Source organism: Silicimonas algicola, assembly GCF_003970735.1.
In the GTDB taxonomy this organism is placed as follows: Bacteria; Pseudomonadota; Alphaproteobacteria; order Rhodobacterales; family Rhodobacteraceae; genus Silicimonas; species Silicimonas algicola.
Window position 1 is genome coordinate 399,606 of record NZ_CP034588.1, and the last position, 16,535, is coordinate 416,140.

Consider the following 16,535-nt stretch of genomic DNA (forward strand, 5'->3'; position numbering starts at 1 on the left):
GGCCCGCCGGTTCCAATGTAACATCGCAATGTGGCGATTCCAACATGCCGCCCCGACCATGCGCGGATCCGCCCCGTCGGCCAGCGGATTGCCCGGAAATTCGACGTCCGCGCCGAATAACGACGTTGGAAAAGCGACTTGGCCCTCCGCGATGCCGTGGCTTAATAGTCACGCTCGAAGAAGACGCCGAGGCTCGTCTCGCCGTCGTTCGAGAATCCGCCCTTCACCGTCACGGATGGCGTGAGGTCCAGGTTCAGATTGACCTCGGTCTCGCCCTCGCTGTCGACGGTCACGTCGGTATAGAGATTGTCCGACAGATATGCCCCCGCCCGCACCGCGGTGTTGCCGTCCTCTCCCGTCACGATGTCCAGGTCGTCCAGCCCCGATTGCTCGCGAACCCGGCTGACCACGCCCTCGCCTCCCTGACCGGCCAGCGTGCGGACGGCCAGCGCCAGTTGCGCTGCCTGAAACGGACTCAGCGTCTCCAGCCCGCGGCCGAAGAGAAGCCGCGACAGCACTTCCTCCTCGGGCAGATCGGGGTTTGAGGTGAAGGCGATGTCGGGATCGCCTGCCGGACCGGTGACCAGCACGTTCACGCGGTAATCCTCGGCGGTGGTCGAGGCGCGCAGGTCGAGGTAGGGCTCGAACGAACCCTGGATCGTCACGCGCGCTTCCTCCAGCTCCAGCCGCTTGCCGAGGATGTCCAGCCGGCCCCGGATCAGTTCGAACGACCCGAGGGGAACGACGTCGGCCGTTGTCCCGGTCAGGCGCAGGCTGCCGCCGAATTCGCTTTCCAGCCCCCGTCCTCGGATGAACACGCGGTTCGGCGCCGAGATCGTGATGTCCAGCGGATAGACCGGTCCGCCCGCACCCGAGCCGCCACCGTCGCCGTTGCCGCCGCCGTTTTCCCCCAGAAGACCGGCACGCGCCCGCGTCCGTCGCACGGGCGGCGGCTCCGCGATGTGAATGATCTCGGGGATGGCGCCCGCGCCTCCGAAGCCCGAGGCGGGGATGCGGATGTTCGTCTCGCCCAGCTCGATGGAGCCGGCGATCCGCGCGCCCCCCGCGAGGGGACCGGTGATCGTGATACGCCCGTCCGCCGTCGTCTCGTAAAGCCTTGGGTCCGACAGCGCGACGCTCGACAGGACCAGCGTCAGGTCGGCCGGGTAGGGCGCGACGAGAGCCACGGAGCCCTCCAGCGTCACCCGTCCGCCGTCCGCGACCGCCGCGGTGGCCGAAATCTGGGCTTGGGCGCCGTTGATCTGAGCGTTCAGCGTCAGATCCTCCAGCGTCAGGTTCAGCCTCGGCAACACAAGCCGCGCATTGGCCGTCGTCACCTGACCCGTCAGGCTCGACAGGGCCAGCGGTCCGTTCAGTCGAAGGTCGAAACCGCCGGTGCCCGTCAGGTTCTGCGCCCCAAGGAAACGATCGAGCAGCCCAAGCGGCAGCGATCCCCGCAGCGCCAGGTCGGCGGTCGAGGCGTCGGAGGCGAGCGTGCCCTCGACACTTGCCGATGATCCGCCCGGCCCGTCAGCCTCCAGATTGACGGTGAAGGGTCCGGTCCCGCTGCGCGAGACCTGTCCCGTCACCGACAGCGGACCGGAGATGCCGCCCGCATAGCGCGAGACGTCCGCCAGCCGCGCCTCCAGCGACAGAAGACTGTCGCCCTCGGTGATCTGCCCGCTGGCAGATGCCGTAAGCTCGTCGGATCGCACCTCGAACAGCCGCACCGTCACCGCCTCGCGGCTGCCCGCAGCATCGACCCTCGCCGTCGCGCGCCCCGACAGCAGCCTGTCCACATCAGGCTGGCCGATGCCAAGATCCTGCGTCTCGACCTCCGCCCGCAGGTCGAACTCCGACAGGTCGAACGCCAGCACGCCCTCGGCATCCACAGTCGCCGCGCCCGAGATCGGCATCCCTACAAGCTCGCGGAAAGCCGAGACGTCGGGCGATGCGGCCTCGATCCGCCCCTCGAACCGGGGCGCCGTCGCCGCATCGGTCAGGACGCCCTCACCCGAAGCCGTCAGCACCGGCGTCGCCACCTCGAACACATCGAACGCGATCCGCTCCAGACTGCCCGCCACCTCGACCCGCGCCGAGGACGCGCCCGCGAACACCCGGTCGGCCTGAGCCTGCCCGATGCCGAAGCCGTCGCCCGTCGCCTGCGCGGTCAGCGCGAAGTCCGACAGGTCGAACGCCAGCCCGCCCTCGGCGTCCAGCGTCAGCGCCCCCCGGATCGGCAGTCCCGCCACGCCCGCGAAGGCGCTCACGTCGGGCGACGACGCTTCGATCCGTCCGTCGAAGCGTGGCGCCTCGTACAAATCCGTCAGCCGGCCGCCCACCGTCGCATCCAGATCGCGCCCGTCGAGCGTCGCGTTGATCGCCCAGTCGCGCTCCTCGTCCTCGGTGCCCTCGATGGTCAGCACCGCCGGCCCTGACAATTCCTCCAGCACCGTCGACGCATCCTCGAGCCGCGCCTCTAGCGAAAGCTGCGAGCCGCCAGACCGCAACTCGGCCCGTCCCGTCACCCGCGCCTCGGCACTCTCGATCCGTCGCAGCGTCAGGACGATGCCCTCTTCGCTGCGCACGGCGCGCAGGCTCAAGTCCGTCTCGCCGTCCAGGATGCGGTCCGCGATCTCCTGTCCCACGGCAAGGTCGGTCGAGGACCCCTCAAGATCCACGTCGAACGTCCCCGACAGCGGCTCGGCCGTGAAGTCTGCCTGAATCTCCGCTGCCCCCGAAAGCGGCCGCCCCGCAAGGCCCGAGAACGCCGCCAGCCGTTGCGCCTCGACGCGGGCCGAGCCCGTCGCGACCGGCCCGCCCTCCTCGGGAAACGACACCACCGCGTCGCCCGACAGACCATAGCTCTCGCCCGTCACCGTCAGGTCCGACACCCGCAGGTCGCCGCCCTTGGCCCATTCGATCCGCGCAGCACCCGTGACCTCCTCGCCCAGTGCCGCCTCGGCGTCGGGATTGCCGAAATCCAGCCGCCGCGCCGCGAAGTCGAGGTTCGCCGTGACCCCGCCGTCCTCGCCCTGCGCGATCCGTCCCGTGCCGTCCAGTTCCAGCGCCTCTGCCTTGAAGCCCGGCCGATCCAGCCCGGCGATGCGGAAGGCGCCCTGCCAGTCCTCGCTCTGCGCCGCGTCGTAAGAGACCTCAAGATCCACCCGGTCCACCCGCGTCTCGGGTCCCGGCAGGGGCAGCAGCACGGGCGTCCCGTCTGCCGACGCAATCGCACCCTCGACCGCGATCTCGACCGGCAGCCCATCCGCGCCGATCAGCGCACGGCCCTCCAGAGTCAGCGCACCCGCTGACAGGTCGAGCCCTTCAAGCAGCGTGCGCCCATCCGGAAAGCGCGTGACCTCCGCCTGCAACGCCACCGCATCGCCAAAGAACGGGCGATAGTCCGGCGCGAAGACCGGAGCGATGTCGCCGCCGATGTCGACGGTAAAGCGCCTCTCGCCCTCGGCCTCGCCGCCCGCTGTCGCGATCTGCCCGGTCAGCCGTTCGGCCCCGTCAGTCGCCAGGCGAATGTCGGCGGCGAAGGCGTCCACCGGTCCTTCGCCGACCACGCCGAACTCGACCGAAGGCCGGCCCGGCAGATCGACAAGATTGGCGAAGATACCGTCCAGCGCCTCCTCCAGCGCCAGATCCAGCGCCAGCACGCCCGTCTCGTTGGCGTAAGCCGCCTCCAGCGTCAGGGCCCCGCGCCCGTCCAACCGTTCGACCGCAAGCGTCGCTTCGCCTTCGCCGTCCGCGAGGCTCACGGCGCCCTCCAGCGACACCTCCGCCTCGGCCCCGAACACCGGAGCGCCGATGGCCACCCGCGCGGCGGCGATCTGGCCGATCTCGATGCTGACCGGCAGCTCCGGCAGGCTGAACCCCGAGGCCTCGGGCGTCGGCGCATCGCTCTCGGGCACCGAAGGCAGTCGAGGCAGCAGGATCTCGTCCGCCGTCAGTTGCGAGACTTCAAGCTGCCCCCCAAACAGCGCGCTCCGGTTCCAGTCCAGAACCGCGTCGGTGATGGTCAGCCACACGCCCTCATCGTCGGCGATGGTCAGGCTCTCTATCGTCGCCCGCCCGCCAAGCGCGCCCTCGAAACCCGTGATGCTGACCTGCCGGCCCGCGCCGGACAGGTTGTCCTCGATCAGCCGCTCGAGGAACCCGCCCTGCGCCTCGTCGTCGGGAGAGTCGTCGCTGCTGAACAGGCGGTCGAAGAAGCCGGGCTCCTCGTCGGCGGGCGCGTCCGTGACCTGCGCGGCGGCGGGCAGCGCGACGCTCAGCGCAAGGGCAAGAAGAAGACCGCGCCGCATCAGAACGCCTGCCCGATGCCGACATAGATTTGAAAGTTGGCCGACTCCGTATCGCCCGCGATCGGCGTCGCGACGTCCAGCCGAATGGGTCCGATGCCCGTCACGTACCGCACGCCCAGACCAGCACCGGCGTGGCTCTCGCCCGAGAAGTCGGCAAAGCTTTCCTCGCCGATGTAGCCCCAGTCGACGAAGGGCACGACCTGGAAGTTTTCGCCCGCATTGACCCGCGCCTCGGCCGACAGACCGACGAAACTGCGCCCGCCGGTGAAGGCGCCGCCCGTATCGACGCCAAGCGACTGGTAATCCTGGCCCCGCACCGTGCCGCCCCCGCCGGAATAGAAGCGATAGATCGCCGGGCTGTCTTCAAGGCTCGGCCCGGCCAGCGCGCCTAGTTGCAACCGCCCCGCGAAGATCGTGCCGCCCAGCGCGCGATAGCCGCGCCCGTCGAAGGTCATCTGCGCTCCGTCGGTGGTTCCCGCCAGACCCAGGAACGGCGTCACCGTCAGGTCGGCATAGAGCCCCTCGGTCGGGTTCAAGGGCACGTCCCGCGCGTCGTACTCAGCGGCAAGCGGCAGGGTGATGAGACTGAAGGTCTCCGGCCCGAAGTCGTCCACGATCTCGGAGTAAAGATAGCCGAGCCCCGCCTCGACGGTCAGCTCGTCGGTCGCATAGCGCGTGAAGCCCAAAGTGAACTCAGTCGTGTCCGAGGTGAAATCGGGCTCGTCCAGCGACTCGAACGAGAAGGCTGCGAAAAGGTCGATGTCGGCCTTCGGCGTGGCTGGCCGCTCGTAGCGGACGCCGAGGCTGTAGTCGATGCCGCCGGTCTCGCCGGTGATGCCCGACACCTCGCCGTCCACGCGGAACCGCTCGGCGCCGCCCAGGAAGTTGCGGTGCAGCCAGAAGGCCGACAGTCGCCCGCCCTCGACCGAGCCGTACTCGGCGCCGAAGCCGAAGCGGCGCGGCGTCTGCTCGACGACGCCGATGGTCAGGGGCAGGGTGTTGCCCGGCCCTATCGCCTCGGCCTCCTCGACGGTGACGCTGCTGAAGGTGCCGGTGCGCCGAAGCCGCGTCACCGCGCGGTCGATCTCCTCTGGGTCATAGCGCCGGCCTTCCTCCAGTCCCGCGATCTTCAGGATGCGCGCCGTCTTTGTGTCGTCGTTGCCCCTGACGCGGACCGGACCGAAGCTCAGGACGGGGCCCGGCGTCAGTCGCAGGCTCGCGTCCAGTTGCGTCTGAGCGTGCCGCGCGACGATCCTCTCGTCCGAAACCCGCGCCTTGGCGTTGCCGTTCGACCGCCATGCTTCCACGGCGGCCTCGGCTGCGGCGCGAATGGCCGCGGCGCCCGCGACCTCGCCCCTGCGATATTCCTCCGGGATCTCGGTGCCCGGCGCCAGCGGACCGATCTCGGCCCGGCCGAAGCGGAACACGGGGCCCGGCTCGACGCGGATCGTCACCTCCTGCACCGCCCGCGGTGCCGACAGCGGCGGGATCGCCGCAGCCTCGCGCCCGTCGAGCAGGATCGAGATGACGCCGGAATAGCGGCCCCTGTCGTAAAGCACGCCCAGAAGCCGCGCATAATCCGCCTGCGCGGCAGCCAGGATGTCCTGCGGATCGTTCGTCCCTTCCTCCTTCTCGGCGGCCGTCAGCGACGACGCGTAAAGCGCGTCGCGCAACGAGTCCCCCGTATCGGGAGTCTGGAACCTGATCTCGAACCCGAGAGCGCCGGTGGAGAAGGTGCAGAGCGCAAGAACCGCGCCCAAGACCCGTTTCGCCGTCACTGCCGCTCCTCCCGGTTTTGACCCTGCCCGACCCGATGATATAGTCCCCGCCGCCGAAGGGACAGGGCGCGACCCCACGTTTCGGTGAACTGTCGCCGGTCCGCCGCCTAGGTGGCGGCCCCCTGTTCGGTCTCTGCAGGCTGCGCGGCCGCTGTCGAGAAGGGCCGCATCCGGGGCCGCATATCCATCTCGCTCACCGGCCCCTGCGCCTGATCCAGATGCTCCACCAGCGCCGCCTCCAGCTCCGAGTTCAGCTCGCGCGACCGCGCGACATAGGCCGGGTTCTTGCTCACCGGCACGCCGGGCTTCCAAAGCGCCGCCAGCTCACGCAGCGCCTCGCGGTCCTTGCGGAAGAAGAAGTGCTCGATCCGCGCAGCCTCCATGTCGGTCAGCCCCATCTCCTCCAGCACGTATCGCCCCGCCCGCAGACTGCTGTCGAACAATTCGCGCACCTGCTTGTCGGCGCCCGCCTGGACCAGCTCGTAGACATGAACCCGGTCGTGCGCCCGCGCCACGATGTGCAGGTCCGGCCTCTGCTGCCGGGCATAGCGCACCAGCCGCAGCGCCGCCTCCTTGTCGTCCAGCGCCACCACCAGCACGCGCGCGTCCTTCAGCCCCGCCGCGTGCAGAAGCTCGGGCCGCGTCGGGTCGCCGAAGAACCCCTTCACCCCGAACTGCCGCATCGTGTCGATGGCCTCGAGGTTGTTGTCCAGCACGACCGCCCGCATCCCTGCCAGCATGATCAGCCGGTTGACGATCTGCCCGAACCGCCCGGTCCCCGCGATGATGACCTTCTGCTGCTCGTCGATGGTGTCGGGCTCGCGCGGGTCCACGCCGTCGCCCGCCATCCGGTGCTGAAGCCGCTCGTAGGCGATGAAGAACAAGGGCGTCAGCAGCATCGACAGCGCGACCACCAGCAGGATCCGCCCGCTCTGGCTGGCCGACAGCACCCCCAGTTGCGACGAGAACGACACCAGCACGAAGCCGAACTCGCCCGCCTGCGCCAGCCCCAGGGTGAACAGCCAGCGGTTCCGCCCCTTCAGCCGGAACACGACCGCCAGAAGCCACAGCACCAGCCCCTTCGTCAGCATCAACAGAAGCGTCAGCAGCACGATCTGCAACGGATCCCGCCACAAGAGCCCGAAGTTGATCCCCGCCCCCACGGTGATGAAGAACAGCCCCAGCAGCAGGCCCTTGAACGGCTCGATGTCGCTTTCCAGCTCGTGCCGGAATTCCGAGTTGGCCAGCACCACGCCCGCAAGGAACGTCCCCAACGCGGGCGACAGACCGACAAGCTGCATCATGAAGGCGATGCCGAGGACCAGGAGCAGGGCGAAGGCGGTATAAAGCTCCCGCAGCCGCGCCCAGTGGACGAAGCGGAACAGAGGCCGCGTCGCATACATCCCGAACAGGATCACCACCGCGACCGCGCCGAAGGTCGCCAGCGTGACGCCCCAGGCGGGCAGCGACTCGATGAAGGCCTTCGCCGCCTCGGCCGTCTGTTCCGCCCCGCCCGCACCTTCGGCTCCATGCCTGGCCGCCGCGTCGTCCCCCGGCCGCTGGATCGAGCCGTCCGGGCTGAACGCCATCCCCGATCCCACCGCCAGAAGCGGCAGCACCGCCAGCATCGGGATCACCGCGATGTCCTGCGTCAGAAGGACCGAGAACGTGGACCGCCCGCCCGGCGTCTGCATCAGCCGCTTTTCGTTCAGCGTCTGAAGCACGATGGCGGTCGACGACAGCGACAGGATCATTCCGATCGCCAGGGCCGTCTGCCATGGATAGGAAAAGCCCCACCAGCAGATGCCCGTCACCAGCCCGGCGGTCAGCACGATCTGCGCCCCACCCAGACCGATCAGCCGGTGCCGCATGTCCCAAAGCGCCCGCGGCGTCAGCTCGAGCCCGATCAGGAACAGCATCAGCACGACGCCGAATTCCGCGAAGTGCTGAAGGTCCTCGGCCTGGCCCGCATAACCCAGGATCGGCCCGATGACGATGCCGGCCAGCAGGTATCCCAACACCGATCCCAGCCCCAGCCGCACCGACAGGGGCACCGCGATCACGGCCGCCAGAAGATAGACGGCGGCTTCGAAGAGAAAGCCTTCCATGTCGTCCTCGCTACAGCGGCAGAGGGCCGTCTGCCTTCAATTGGTCCATCACGATCTGGCTCTGGACACGCGCCACGGCCGGATGCGGAAGCAGGACCTGGTGGATCAGGATGTTGAGCGCCGCGAGATCCTCGCAGTACACGCGAAGAAGATAATCGGCCTCGCCGGTCAATGTCCACGCGCTCGTGACCTCGGGGCGCGTCTCCACGATGCGCACGAAGGTCTTCACCTGGTCGGGCGCATGGGTCGCCATCTGCACCGACACGAAAGCCTGCACGTGAAGCCCCAGCTTCAAGGGGGCAAGCCGCGCGCGATACCCTTCGATATACCCCTCGGCCTCCAGCCGCTGACGCCGCCGCCCGACCTGGCTCGCCGAAAGGTTCAGCGCCTCGCCCAGCTTTTCCGACGTCAGATGTGCGTCGCGCTGAAGCGCCGTCAGCAGCCTGTAGTCGGTGTCGTCAAGACTGGCCATGCGGTCATCATGCGTAACGTGACCATGAAATGCAATTTTCGCGCATATAGATGTGTCACAAAGGCCAGAATGCGCGGTTTCCGCGCACCGTTCAGCCTACATTATAGGCAACAGCGAACAGGAGTGACCGCCATGGGACCCTTCCCGCACGACGCCCCCCGATCCACCATCACCGACAAGAACCCCGCCGGCACCGACGGATTCGAGTTCGTCGAGTTCGCCCATCCCGACCCGCAGGTTCTCCGCGACCTCTTCGGGCGCATGGGCTTCACCCTCGCCGCGAGGCACCGCTCGAAAAATGTCGAGCTTTGGCAGCAAGGCGACATCAGCTACCTCATCAACGCCGAACCCGGCACCCACGCCGCCGCCTTCATCGACGAGCACGGCCCCTGCGCCCCCTCGATGGGCTGGCGCGTCGTTGACGCCGAGCACGCCCTGAAGCACGCCCTCGCGAAAGGCGCCGAGGAATACACCGGCCCCGGCAAGGTCATGGACGTGCCCGCCATCAAGGGCATCGGCGGCAGCCTGATCTACTTCGTCGAGGACTACTACGACACCTCGCCCTACAACGCCGAGTTCGACTGGCTGACCAAGGCCAACCCCGAAGGCGTGGGCTTCCACTACCTCGACCACCTGACTCACAACGTCTTCAAGGGAAACATGGACACCTGGTTCCACTTCTATCAGGACCTGTTCAACTTCCGCGAAATCCGCTTCTTCGACATCGAAGGCAAGTTCACCGGCCTCTTCAGCCGCGCGCTGACCTCGCCCTGCGGCAAGATCCGCATCCCGATCAACGAGGATCGCGGCGAGACGGGCCAGATCGTCAACTACCTCAAGAAGTACAACGGCGAGGGCATCCAGCACATCGCCGTCGGCGCCCACGACATCTACGACTCGGTGGACGAGATCGCCTCGCGCGGTGTCCGCTTCATGCCCGGGCCTCCCGACGCCTACTACGAGCTGTCGAAGACCCGCGTCGAGGGCCACGAAGAGCCCATCGACCGCATGAAGACCCATGGCATCCTCATCGACGGCGAAGGCGTGGTCGACGGCGGCGAGACGAAGATCCTCCTCCAGATCTTCTCGAAGACCGTCATCGGCCCGATCTTCTTCGAGTTCATCCAGCGCAAGGGCGACGACGGCTTCGGCGAGGGCAACTTCAAGGCGCTCTTCGAGTCGATCGAGGCCGAGGAGATGGCCAAGGGCGACTACGGCGACGTCGCTGCCGAGTGAGCGCGGTCCTTTGACCGCTGCGACGCCTTGCATACGCTCTGCAGACAGGCCGTTTCTCACGGATCGCCCTGTTTCTGACGTCGTCGAAGAAAGAGTTCCGGCGGTCCGCCGCACCGCCGTGCGTCGCGTCACGACCCGGGTTAAGGGCGCGTGTCAGCCGCGCGGCAGGCTCAGAGAAACCGTCTGGTTGCCCTTCCGGTAATGAAGTTGAGTGTCGGTGATCTGCGCGACGGTCCCGCCGTCGAACCGGTCACCCACCTTCACCTTCACATACCTCCCCGACGGCAGCCGGATCAGCGCCCTGCGGTCAGCCGGAGTTCCGTAAACCCCGACAAGATTGAGGGAATTCAGCCGGATCGCATCCTCGATGGTCGCGGTCCGCGACACCGAGGCGTTCGACGGAATGGCCAGCCGTGGCGTGTCCTGCGGCCTCGGCTCAGGCTCGATGTCCTGCTCCAGCGCCGCCTCGATGGCGTCGCTCGTGTTCGGCGTCTCGAAGTCCAGCGACGCCGTCAGCCGCGCCGCTTCCTGCCGCACCAGCGCCGCGCTGACCACAGCCTCGAACGCGTCCGGGCGACCCCTTGGCGACAGCGACGTCGGCACCGCCAAGGCGCTCGCCTCCGTGCCCGCGTCCTGCTCCCGCACCGCCACGTCCTGCGCCGATTCCGGACGCCCCGGCGGGCGGCGCCCTTCCAGTTCCGAACGGGTCAAGCCATTGAATTGCTGTCGTTCTATCTCCTGCACGAACCCGCCCGGGCGACCCTTGGGAAGCCGCTCCGGCAGCCCCTGCGCAAAGGCCGTCAGCGCCGGAAGACCGGGGTCTTCGACCGTCTCTGCCTCCGCTGCAACTGCCGGTTCCGCCTCCGACAACGCAAGTTCGGTCGCCGCGTCGATGGCCGCCCGGAGCCCGGCGTCGGCGTCGGCCTGCGCCGCCTCGGGCAGCGCCGCAACCTCGTCCTCAGGCTCTGCCGGCGGCGATGGCGCGGCCTCGACAGTCGGAATCCTGTCGCCCGACAGACCGGCCGGAGCGGGAAGCGCAATGGCGTCGAACGCCAGATCGCTCGGCTCGATCGAGGCGATATAGATGTCGTTCGTCGTCTCGGCGATGTCCTCGTCGGTGTCCGGTCCGGGAAACGGCGCCGCCGTCATGATCGCCGACAACCCGTCAGGCGCCACCGCGAAGGGCGGCTGCGGATCATATAGCGGACGCCCCTCGCCCGAGCGGAGCAGCTTCGTCAGCTTCGGCGCGGACGCCGTGACGGGACGGGAAAGTGCTGCCAGTTCAGTCGGTTCCGCCTCATCCACCGCCACCGACGGCACTTCCGCCACGGTCGTCTCGACCGAGGGCACAGGCAAGTCCGGCTCCGGCGCCGCGACGGCCGCCGTATCGACGGACGGCCCGGCGTCTTCTGCCGGGGCAGGGGCCAGCGCGGCCGTTTGGTCGGTCCCGACCGCCGCATCCGGCACTGCCGCCGCAGTGCCCGCAGGCCGCTCTTCCGGCGCGGTCGGCGTCAAGGGATCGGTCGCCGCCACGGTTGGAGCTGCGTCCACGATGGGCGCCTCGGTTGGCTCCGGCACCACCGCCGCCTGCTGCTCCGGCTCGACTTGCGTGACTGCCCCCAGATCGTTCGCCACCGGGCGCGGCACCGTCGGAACTGTCGCTTCGCTCGGCCGCAGGGGCAGCAGCGACCATACCAGCGTGGCGATCCCGATGGTGAGGATGAACGCCACGGCCAGCACCGCCAGCGTGCGGATCGTACCGCCTGCGCGCGGTGCCGCACGAACCGAGGCGGCTGCCGGAGGCGTCAGGCTCGCCACCTGCCGGCGCATCGTCCCCGCCGCGATATCGGTCCGGACGCGCGGCGGAACCTTCGGTCCGTTGACTGGCACACCGGGGTGGAGCGGAGCCAGGCTGCGCGGCCTCACAGTCATCACCGGCCTGGGATCGTCGACCTTGAGAACGGGTTCGCCGATCGCGTCGGGCGAGAACGACACCGGCGTCGAAGGCGGCCGCGACGTCTCGCGTTTCGTATGGAAATTATGGGGAACCACGGGTTCCGACGCATCGTCCTCGGCTGGCGCGGCCTCGTCATCTTCGGCGAGATTTCCGAGGATCAGGCGCGACCTGACGACGTCCGCAGGCAACGAAGCCCTGTCGTCAGCCTCCTCCGGCTCGCTCTGTTCGTCAGCCGCCTCTTCAGCGTCAGGCTCGTCGCTGGCCTCCGCATCGGCAGAGACCTCGAGACCGTCATCCGCCGTCGCAGTCGGTTCGTCGTCTGTGACCGTCTCGGTCTCCGGCACCACGTCCTGGTCGACGACGGTGCCCGCGTCCTCCGTGGTCTCGTCCAGCGGAATCTCGTCGGAAACGCCGACCTCGACGACCGCAGCCGGAATCTCAGCCGGCCCCACCGAGACGTAGCTGACTTGCACTTCGGCCGTGGGTTCGTCCACGACCGGCGCGACGCTTTCGGGCGCCACGTCCATCGCCACGTTCGAAACCGCCTCGACAGCCTCCTCGGGTGCGGCCGCCTCGGATGGGACCTCGTCCTCGACCACCGGCACTGCGACCGGCTCGTCGAGGTCATCCATCATGTTCGGCCGGCCGAAGTCCGGCGGCCGGGGGAAATCGGACCGCGCCGCCAGAGACGAGTATCCCGCGATGCGCAGGCCGCGCGCCTCGGCGAAGGCGGCCGCCTCGTCCAGCGTTTCCAGAGCGATGGCCGCGACGCGCGCCTGTCCGGGGGCCGTCATCTCCCAGTCGATCTCGAGTTCGTCGAGGACATAGGGCGTCCGCCCGTCCAGCGCGCGGTGGATGTCGACCTCGACCGCATCCTCGCTGCTGATGTCGACATCCATGTAAAGGATCTGGTCGCGCGGCAGGAACAGCATCACCGGATCGGACGGGTCGTCCATGTGCGCGGACATGGCGAAAAGCCGGTCTTCGATGTCTGGCCCGTCGATCTTGACGGCCCCGATCTCTCGCCACGTCTTGCCGTCCCGGCGCATGAGCCGGATGGCGGACATATCAAGATCGTAACCCCAGCGGCTCGTCATGACCGAGGAGATAGCATGGCTCCGTGGGGTCGTCACGTATGGAGCGCCGCCAATTTGCGGGGATGCGCCGACGCGGCGCGAGGATTAGGTTCTGTCACTACAGTTGTCCCGTTCCGGAGATTCCCCATGCGACTAGCCACCCTGATCCTGACCTTGGGCCTTGCCGCCCTGCCCATGACCCTCTCCGCGCAGGAGGCGCGCACCATCGTCGTCACCGGCGAAGGCCGCATCGCCGCCGAGCCCGACATGGCGGTCATCAACCTTGGCGTCATGCGCGAGGCAGCGACCGCGGGCGAGGCCATGTCCGCCGCCAGCGAAGCCGCCGCCGCCGTCCTCGTCGCCGTCACCGAAGCGGGGATCGAACCCCGCGACGTGCAGACCTCCTCGCTCAACCTCCAGCCCAGGTGGGATCACAGCGACCAGAACGGCGCACGCATCACCGGCTACATCGCCAACAACGACCTGATGATACGGGTTCGCGATCTGGATGCGCTCGGCGCGCTTCTGGACACGCTCGTCACGACCGGCGCGAACACGATCAACGGGCTGTCGTTCAGCGTGGCCGAGCCGCGCCCGCTCGAGGACGAGGCCCGCACCGCCGCCGTCGCCGACGCCCGCGCAAAGGCCGAACGCCTGGCCGCGGCGGGCGGCGTGACCCTCGGCGAGGTCACCACGATCTCCGAGGCGACGATGCCTCCGATGCCGTTCCCCTATCCCCAGGCCGAGATGCGGATGGCGGCCTCCGATGTCCCGATCGCGCGGGGCGAGATCGAGACCGTCGTGACCGTCACCGTGGTGTTCTCCATCGCCGCTCAGTGAGCGACGATCATGGGCAGGGCGGCGTTCTCGAGCATGTTGCGCGTCGCCCCGCCCAGCACCGCCTCCAGCAGGCGGGAGTGGCCGTAGGCTCCCATCACGACCAGGTCCGCGCCCTGATCGGCGGCATGACGCGTGATGGTATCCGACACCTTTGACGTCGTCTGCGCCACCACGGACACGGTGACCTCGATCCCGTGCCGGGTCAGCATCTCGGCCAGGGGCGCACCGGGGTCTGCGGTCCCGGCGGAATGACGCGGCGGATCGATGACCAGAACTTCGACACTGTCGGCCTCGCGCATCAGGGGAAGGGCGGCCCGGATCGCGGCCAGCGCCTCGCCGGACTGGTTCCACGCCACCACCACCCGCTTGGGCGCCGGGACGATCGTCTTGCCCTGCGGGAGGACGAGGACAGGCGTCCGGGTCGAGAACAGCGCCGCCTCCAGCACCGCGACATCCTCGCCGCTGCGGCCTTCGCCATAGGGCTTCGACAGGATCACCAGGTCGGCAAGCTGCGCGTTCTGGGCCACGATCTGGGACACGGCCCCCATCTGCGCGACGACGCGCTGGACCTCTCCTCTCGCGCCCGAGCGCTTGAGTTGCTCGTTGGCGAAGGCTTCGGCAGCCGTTGCCTCCTCGATGGCGTCCGAGATGGTGCCCTGGATGGCAATGGGCGTGGTGCCGCCATAGAAGGCCTCGGGCGGGATGTGCTCGATCCCGAGGCTCAGGATGTGCAGATGCGCGTCCTGCGCCTCGGCAAAGGCGAGGGCGGCGTCAAGATGGCTGCGGTCGAGCTCTGGCTCGCGAACCACGGTGACGAGGGTTTTGTAGCTCATAGCTTACCTCCATGCGTTGGACCGATCCTGCGCCGGCGGACGGGGCGCGCGCCTTGCGCTGGATCAAGCCGGGCGGGCGCGCCGGAAGCGCGGGTCCTGCGCGATGACTCTCGCATTTCGCGCGATCGTGCACCATAACCCATCCATGTCACTAGGAACGTGGGACGAAATCCGCACCGCCTTCAATGTCGCCCGTCTCGGTACGGTCAGCGGCGCCGCCGATGCGCTCGGCGTCCACCACGCTACGGTCATCCGCCATATCGACTCGCTCGAGGCGCGCCTCGGCGTGAAATTGTTCCAGCGCCACGCGCGCGGCTACAGCGCGACCGAGGCGGGACGTGACCTCCTCCAGGTCGCGCAGGCGACGGACGACCAGTTCTCGCAACTCGTGAACCGCATCCGGGGGCAGGGCGATGCGGTCTCGGGCGAGCTTGTCGTGACCTCGCTTCCGGCGCTGTCGAAGCGCATCACCGAGCTTCTGGTTCGGTTCCGCGAACGTCACCCCGAGGTGCTGGTCCGCTACATCACCGGCGAAAAGCTGCTCCGTCTCGAATACGGCGAGGCGCATGTCGCCATCCGCGCGGGGCGCAAGCCCCAGAACCCCGACAACGTGGTCCAGCCCTTCCTCGCCAAGGAGGTCGCCCTCTACGCCTCCGAGGGCTACATCCAGCGGCGCGGCCGCCCCGCGTCTGACGACGATCTCGCAGGCCATGACTTCGTGGCGCAGGACAACCTGTCGTCGAACGCACCGTTCCTGCGATGGCTCGTGACGACGGTCCCGCCGGAGCGCATCGTGTTCCGCGCCTCCGACTTCGGACCGATGATCGAGGCGATCCGCCTAGGCGTCGGCATGGGCTTTCTGTCCGGGTGGGAGGCAGGCGACGTGCCGGGCCTCGTTCAGGTCATTCCGCCCCGACCCGAATGGACCTCGCCGTCATGGATCGTGACCCACGTCGACCTGCACCGCACGACCAAGGTCCAGGCCTTCCTCGCCTTCCTCAAGGAAGAGGCGAAGGAGTGGTGACGTCCTCCTCGCTGTCGGGCTCCGAAAACTCGCGCTTCAGGAAATCCTCGAAGGCGTCCAGGTCGACCGGTTCGAACTGACCGAAGCCCTGCATCCAGACGCTCGCGTCCTTCAGCGCCTGCGGCTCCAGCTTGCACCAGGTCAGTCGGCCTCGCCGTTCCTGGCTGATGAGCCCGGCGCGCGTCAGCACGCCCAGGTGCTTCGAAATCGCCGCCAGCGACATCTCGAAGGGATCCGCCACATCGGTGACCGCCATGTCATCCTCGAGGAGCATGGTCAGGATGCGGCGCCGGGTCGGGTCGGCAAGCGCGTGGAAGATGCTGTCGAGCGCGGGCATGGCGGGGGATCTGACGCCTGAGGAGGCGTTACGTCAATGGGTCAGGCGCCGAAACCTCAACCATACGGTTGAATATGCTTCAAGCCGCGACCTTTTGAACCTCGCCCTCCTTTGCTGGTGATTACCGATGCGATTCAATGGACTACAGCAGAAAACCCTTGGTCCTGCGTCAGCTTGACTCGCGACCACCCTCTTTCTAGACATCGCCCAAGTTCTCATGGGGGACACGACGTCATGGCCGAGACCGATCAGGATCGGAAGGCCCGGATGGAGGCCCTCGAAGCCAAACTGGCCAGTAAGCGCGTCCCTGACGCGGCGAAGCGGCACCAGGAAGAACACTACAGCCAGCTCAACGTGGCATGGCGCATGGTGATCGAACTGGTGGCGGGGCTGGGGATCGGCTTCGGAGTGGGATTCGGGCTGGACACCCTCTTCGGCACTTTGCCGTGGTTTCTGGTGGTGTTCACGCTTCTGGGGTTCGCGGCGGGGGTGAAGACCATGCTCGCCAGCGCGAGAGAATTCACGCCGGGCGCACCCGGCGACAAGGAAGGGGACTGAGGT

The 16,535-nt window shown here is 68.1% G+C and carries 11 protein-coding genes; 4 read left to right on the plus strand and 7 right to left on the minus strand.

Going from position 1 to position 16,535, the window contains the following annotated elements; genetic code table 11:
• Window positions 1-161: 161 nt before the first annotated feature.
• From EF888_RS01965 to EF888_RS01980, 4 genes are all read right to left on the minus strand, one after another.
• Complete coding sequence (locus tag EF888_RS01965; RefSeq protein ID WP_109757204.1) at window positions 162-4,313, minus strand: translocation/assembly module TamB domain-containing protein; 4,152 nt, start codon at window positions 4,311-4,313, stop codon at window positions 162-164.
• On the minus strand, window positions 4,313-6,091 hold the full coding sequence (locus tag EF888_RS01970; protein ID WP_109757205.1) for an autotransporter assembly complex protein TamA: 1,779 nt from the start codon (window positions 6,089-6,091) through the stop codon (window positions 4,313-4,315). Before EF888_RS01970 ends, EF888_RS01965 begins: the two co-directional genes overlap by 1 nt.
• A 107-nt stretch (window positions 6,092-6,198) precedes the next feature.
• Window positions 6,199-8,199: a cation:proton antiporter domain-containing protein gene (locus EF888_RS01975; protein ID WP_109757206.1), complete on the minus strand. Its 2,001-nt coding sequence runs from the start codon at window positions 8,197-8,199 to the stop codon at window positions 6,199-6,201.
• Window positions 8,200-8,209: 10 nt separating this feature from the next.
• On the minus strand, window positions 8,210-8,671 hold the full coding sequence (locus EF888_RS01980) for an Lrp/AsnC family transcriptional regulator (RefSeq protein WP_109757207.1): 462 nt from the start codon (window positions 8,669-8,671) through the stop codon (window positions 8,210-8,212).
• A 132-nt stretch (window positions 8,672-8,803) separates the two neighbouring features.
• Between EF888_RS01980 and hppD the strand changes: the two genes are divergently transcribed.
• The gene (gene hppD / locus EF888_RS01985; RefSeq protein ID WP_109757208.1) at window positions 8,804-9,907 is read left to right on the plus strand and encodes a 4-hydroxyphenylpyruvate dioxygenase; all 1,104 of its coding nucleotides are present in this window, start codon (window positions 8,804-8,806) and stop codon (window positions 9,905-9,907) included.
• A 153-nt stretch (window positions 9,908-10,060) separates the two neighbouring features.
• Here hppD and EF888_RS01990 read toward each other — a convergent pair whose 3' ends face one another.
• Complete coding sequence (locus tag EF888_RS01990; RefSeq protein WP_164721551.1) at window positions 10,061-12,961, minus strand: hypothetical protein; 2,901 nt, start codon at window positions 12,959-12,961, stop codon at window positions 10,061-10,063.
• Between the two features lie 126 nt (window positions 12,962-13,087).
• Between EF888_RS01990 and EF888_RS21630 the strand changes: the two genes are divergently transcribed.
• Window positions 13,088-13,780 carry an SIMPL domain-containing protein gene (locus EF888_RS21630; RefSeq protein ID WP_164721552.1) on the plus strand — a complete coding sequence of 231 codons (693 nt, stop codon included), beginning with the start codon at window positions 13,088-13,090 and terminating at the stop codon, window positions 13,778-13,780.
• On the opposite strand, the gene EF888_RS02000 is transcribed toward EF888_RS21630, so the two are convergent.
• Entirely contained in the window at window positions 13,774-14,613 is an 840-nt protein-coding gene (locus EF888_RS02000) for a universal stress protein (RefSeq protein ID WP_109757211.1), read from the minus strand. The genes EF888_RS21630 and EF888_RS02000 overlap by 7 nt on opposite strands.
• Before the next feature lie 145 nt (window positions 14,614-14,758).
• Here EF888_RS02000 and EF888_RS02005 point away from each other — a divergent pair, with 145 nt between their 5' ends.
• Window positions 14,759-15,637 (plus strand): LysR family transcriptional regulator, encoded by an 879-nt coding sequence (locus EF888_RS02005; protein WP_109757909.1) that lies wholly within the window; start codon window positions 14,759-14,761, stop codon window positions 15,635-15,637.
• Here the strand turns inward: EF888_RS02005 and EF888_RS02010 are convergent.
• Window positions 15,612-15,974, minus strand: a complete 363-nt coding sequence (locus EF888_RS02010) for an ArsR/SmtB family transcription factor (protein WP_109757212.1) — start codon at window positions 15,972-15,974, stop codon at window positions 15,612-15,614. The two genes, EF888_RS02005 and EF888_RS02010, sit on opposite strands and share 26 nt — an antisense overlap.
• A 234-nt stretch (window positions 15,975-16,208) precedes the next feature.
• Between EF888_RS02010 and EF888_RS02015 the strand changes: the two genes are divergently transcribed.
• A complete protein-coding gene (locus EF888_RS02015; protein ID WP_109757213.1) occupies window positions 16,209-16,532 on the plus strand; it encodes an AtpZ/AtpI family protein in 324 nt (107 codons plus the stop codon).
• Window positions 16,533-16,535 lie beyond the last annotated feature (3 nt).

Bases quoted from the DNA above. Each gene is read 5' to 3' on its own strand.
- EF888_RS01965 (WP_109757204.1), bottom strand. From the start codon at position 4,313: ATGCGGCGCGGTCTTCTTCTTGCCCTTGCGCTGAGCGTCGCGCTGCCC.
- EF888_RS01975 (WP_109757206.1), bottom strand. From the start codon at position 8,199: ATGGAAGGCTTTCTCTTCGAAGCCGCCGTCTATCTTCTGGCGGCCGTG.
- EF888_RS01980 (WP_109757207.1), bottom strand. From the start codon at position 8,671: ATGGCCAGTCTTGACGACACCGACTACAGGCTGCTGACGGCGCTTCAG.
- hppD (WP_109757208.1), top strand. From the start codon at position 8,804: ATGGGACCCTTCCCGCACGACGCCCCCCGATCCACCATCACCGACAAG.
- EF888_RS01990 (WP_164721551.1), bottom strand. From the start codon at position 12,961: ATGACGAGCCGCTGGGGTTACGATCTTGATATGTCCGCCATCCGGCTC.
- EF888_RS21630 (WP_164721552.1), top strand. From the start codon at position 13,088: ATGCGACTAGCCACCCTGATCCTGACCTTGGGCCTTGCCGCCCTGCCC.
- EF888_RS02000 (WP_109757211.1), bottom strand. From the start codon at position 14,613: ATGAGCTACAAAACCCTCGTCACCGTGGTTCGCGAGCCAGAGCTCGAC.
- EF888_RS02005 (WP_109757909.1), top strand. From the start codon at position 14,759: ATGTCACTAGGAACGTGGGACGAAATCCGCACCGCCTTCAATGTCGCC.
- EF888_RS02010 (WP_109757212.1), bottom strand. From the start codon at position 15,974: ATGCCCGCGCTCGACAGCATCTTCCACGCGCTTGCCGACCCGACCCGG.
- EF888_RS02015 (WP_109757213.1), top strand. From the start codon at position 16,209: ATGGCCGAGACCGATCAGGATCGGAAGGCCCGGATGGAGGCCCTCGAA.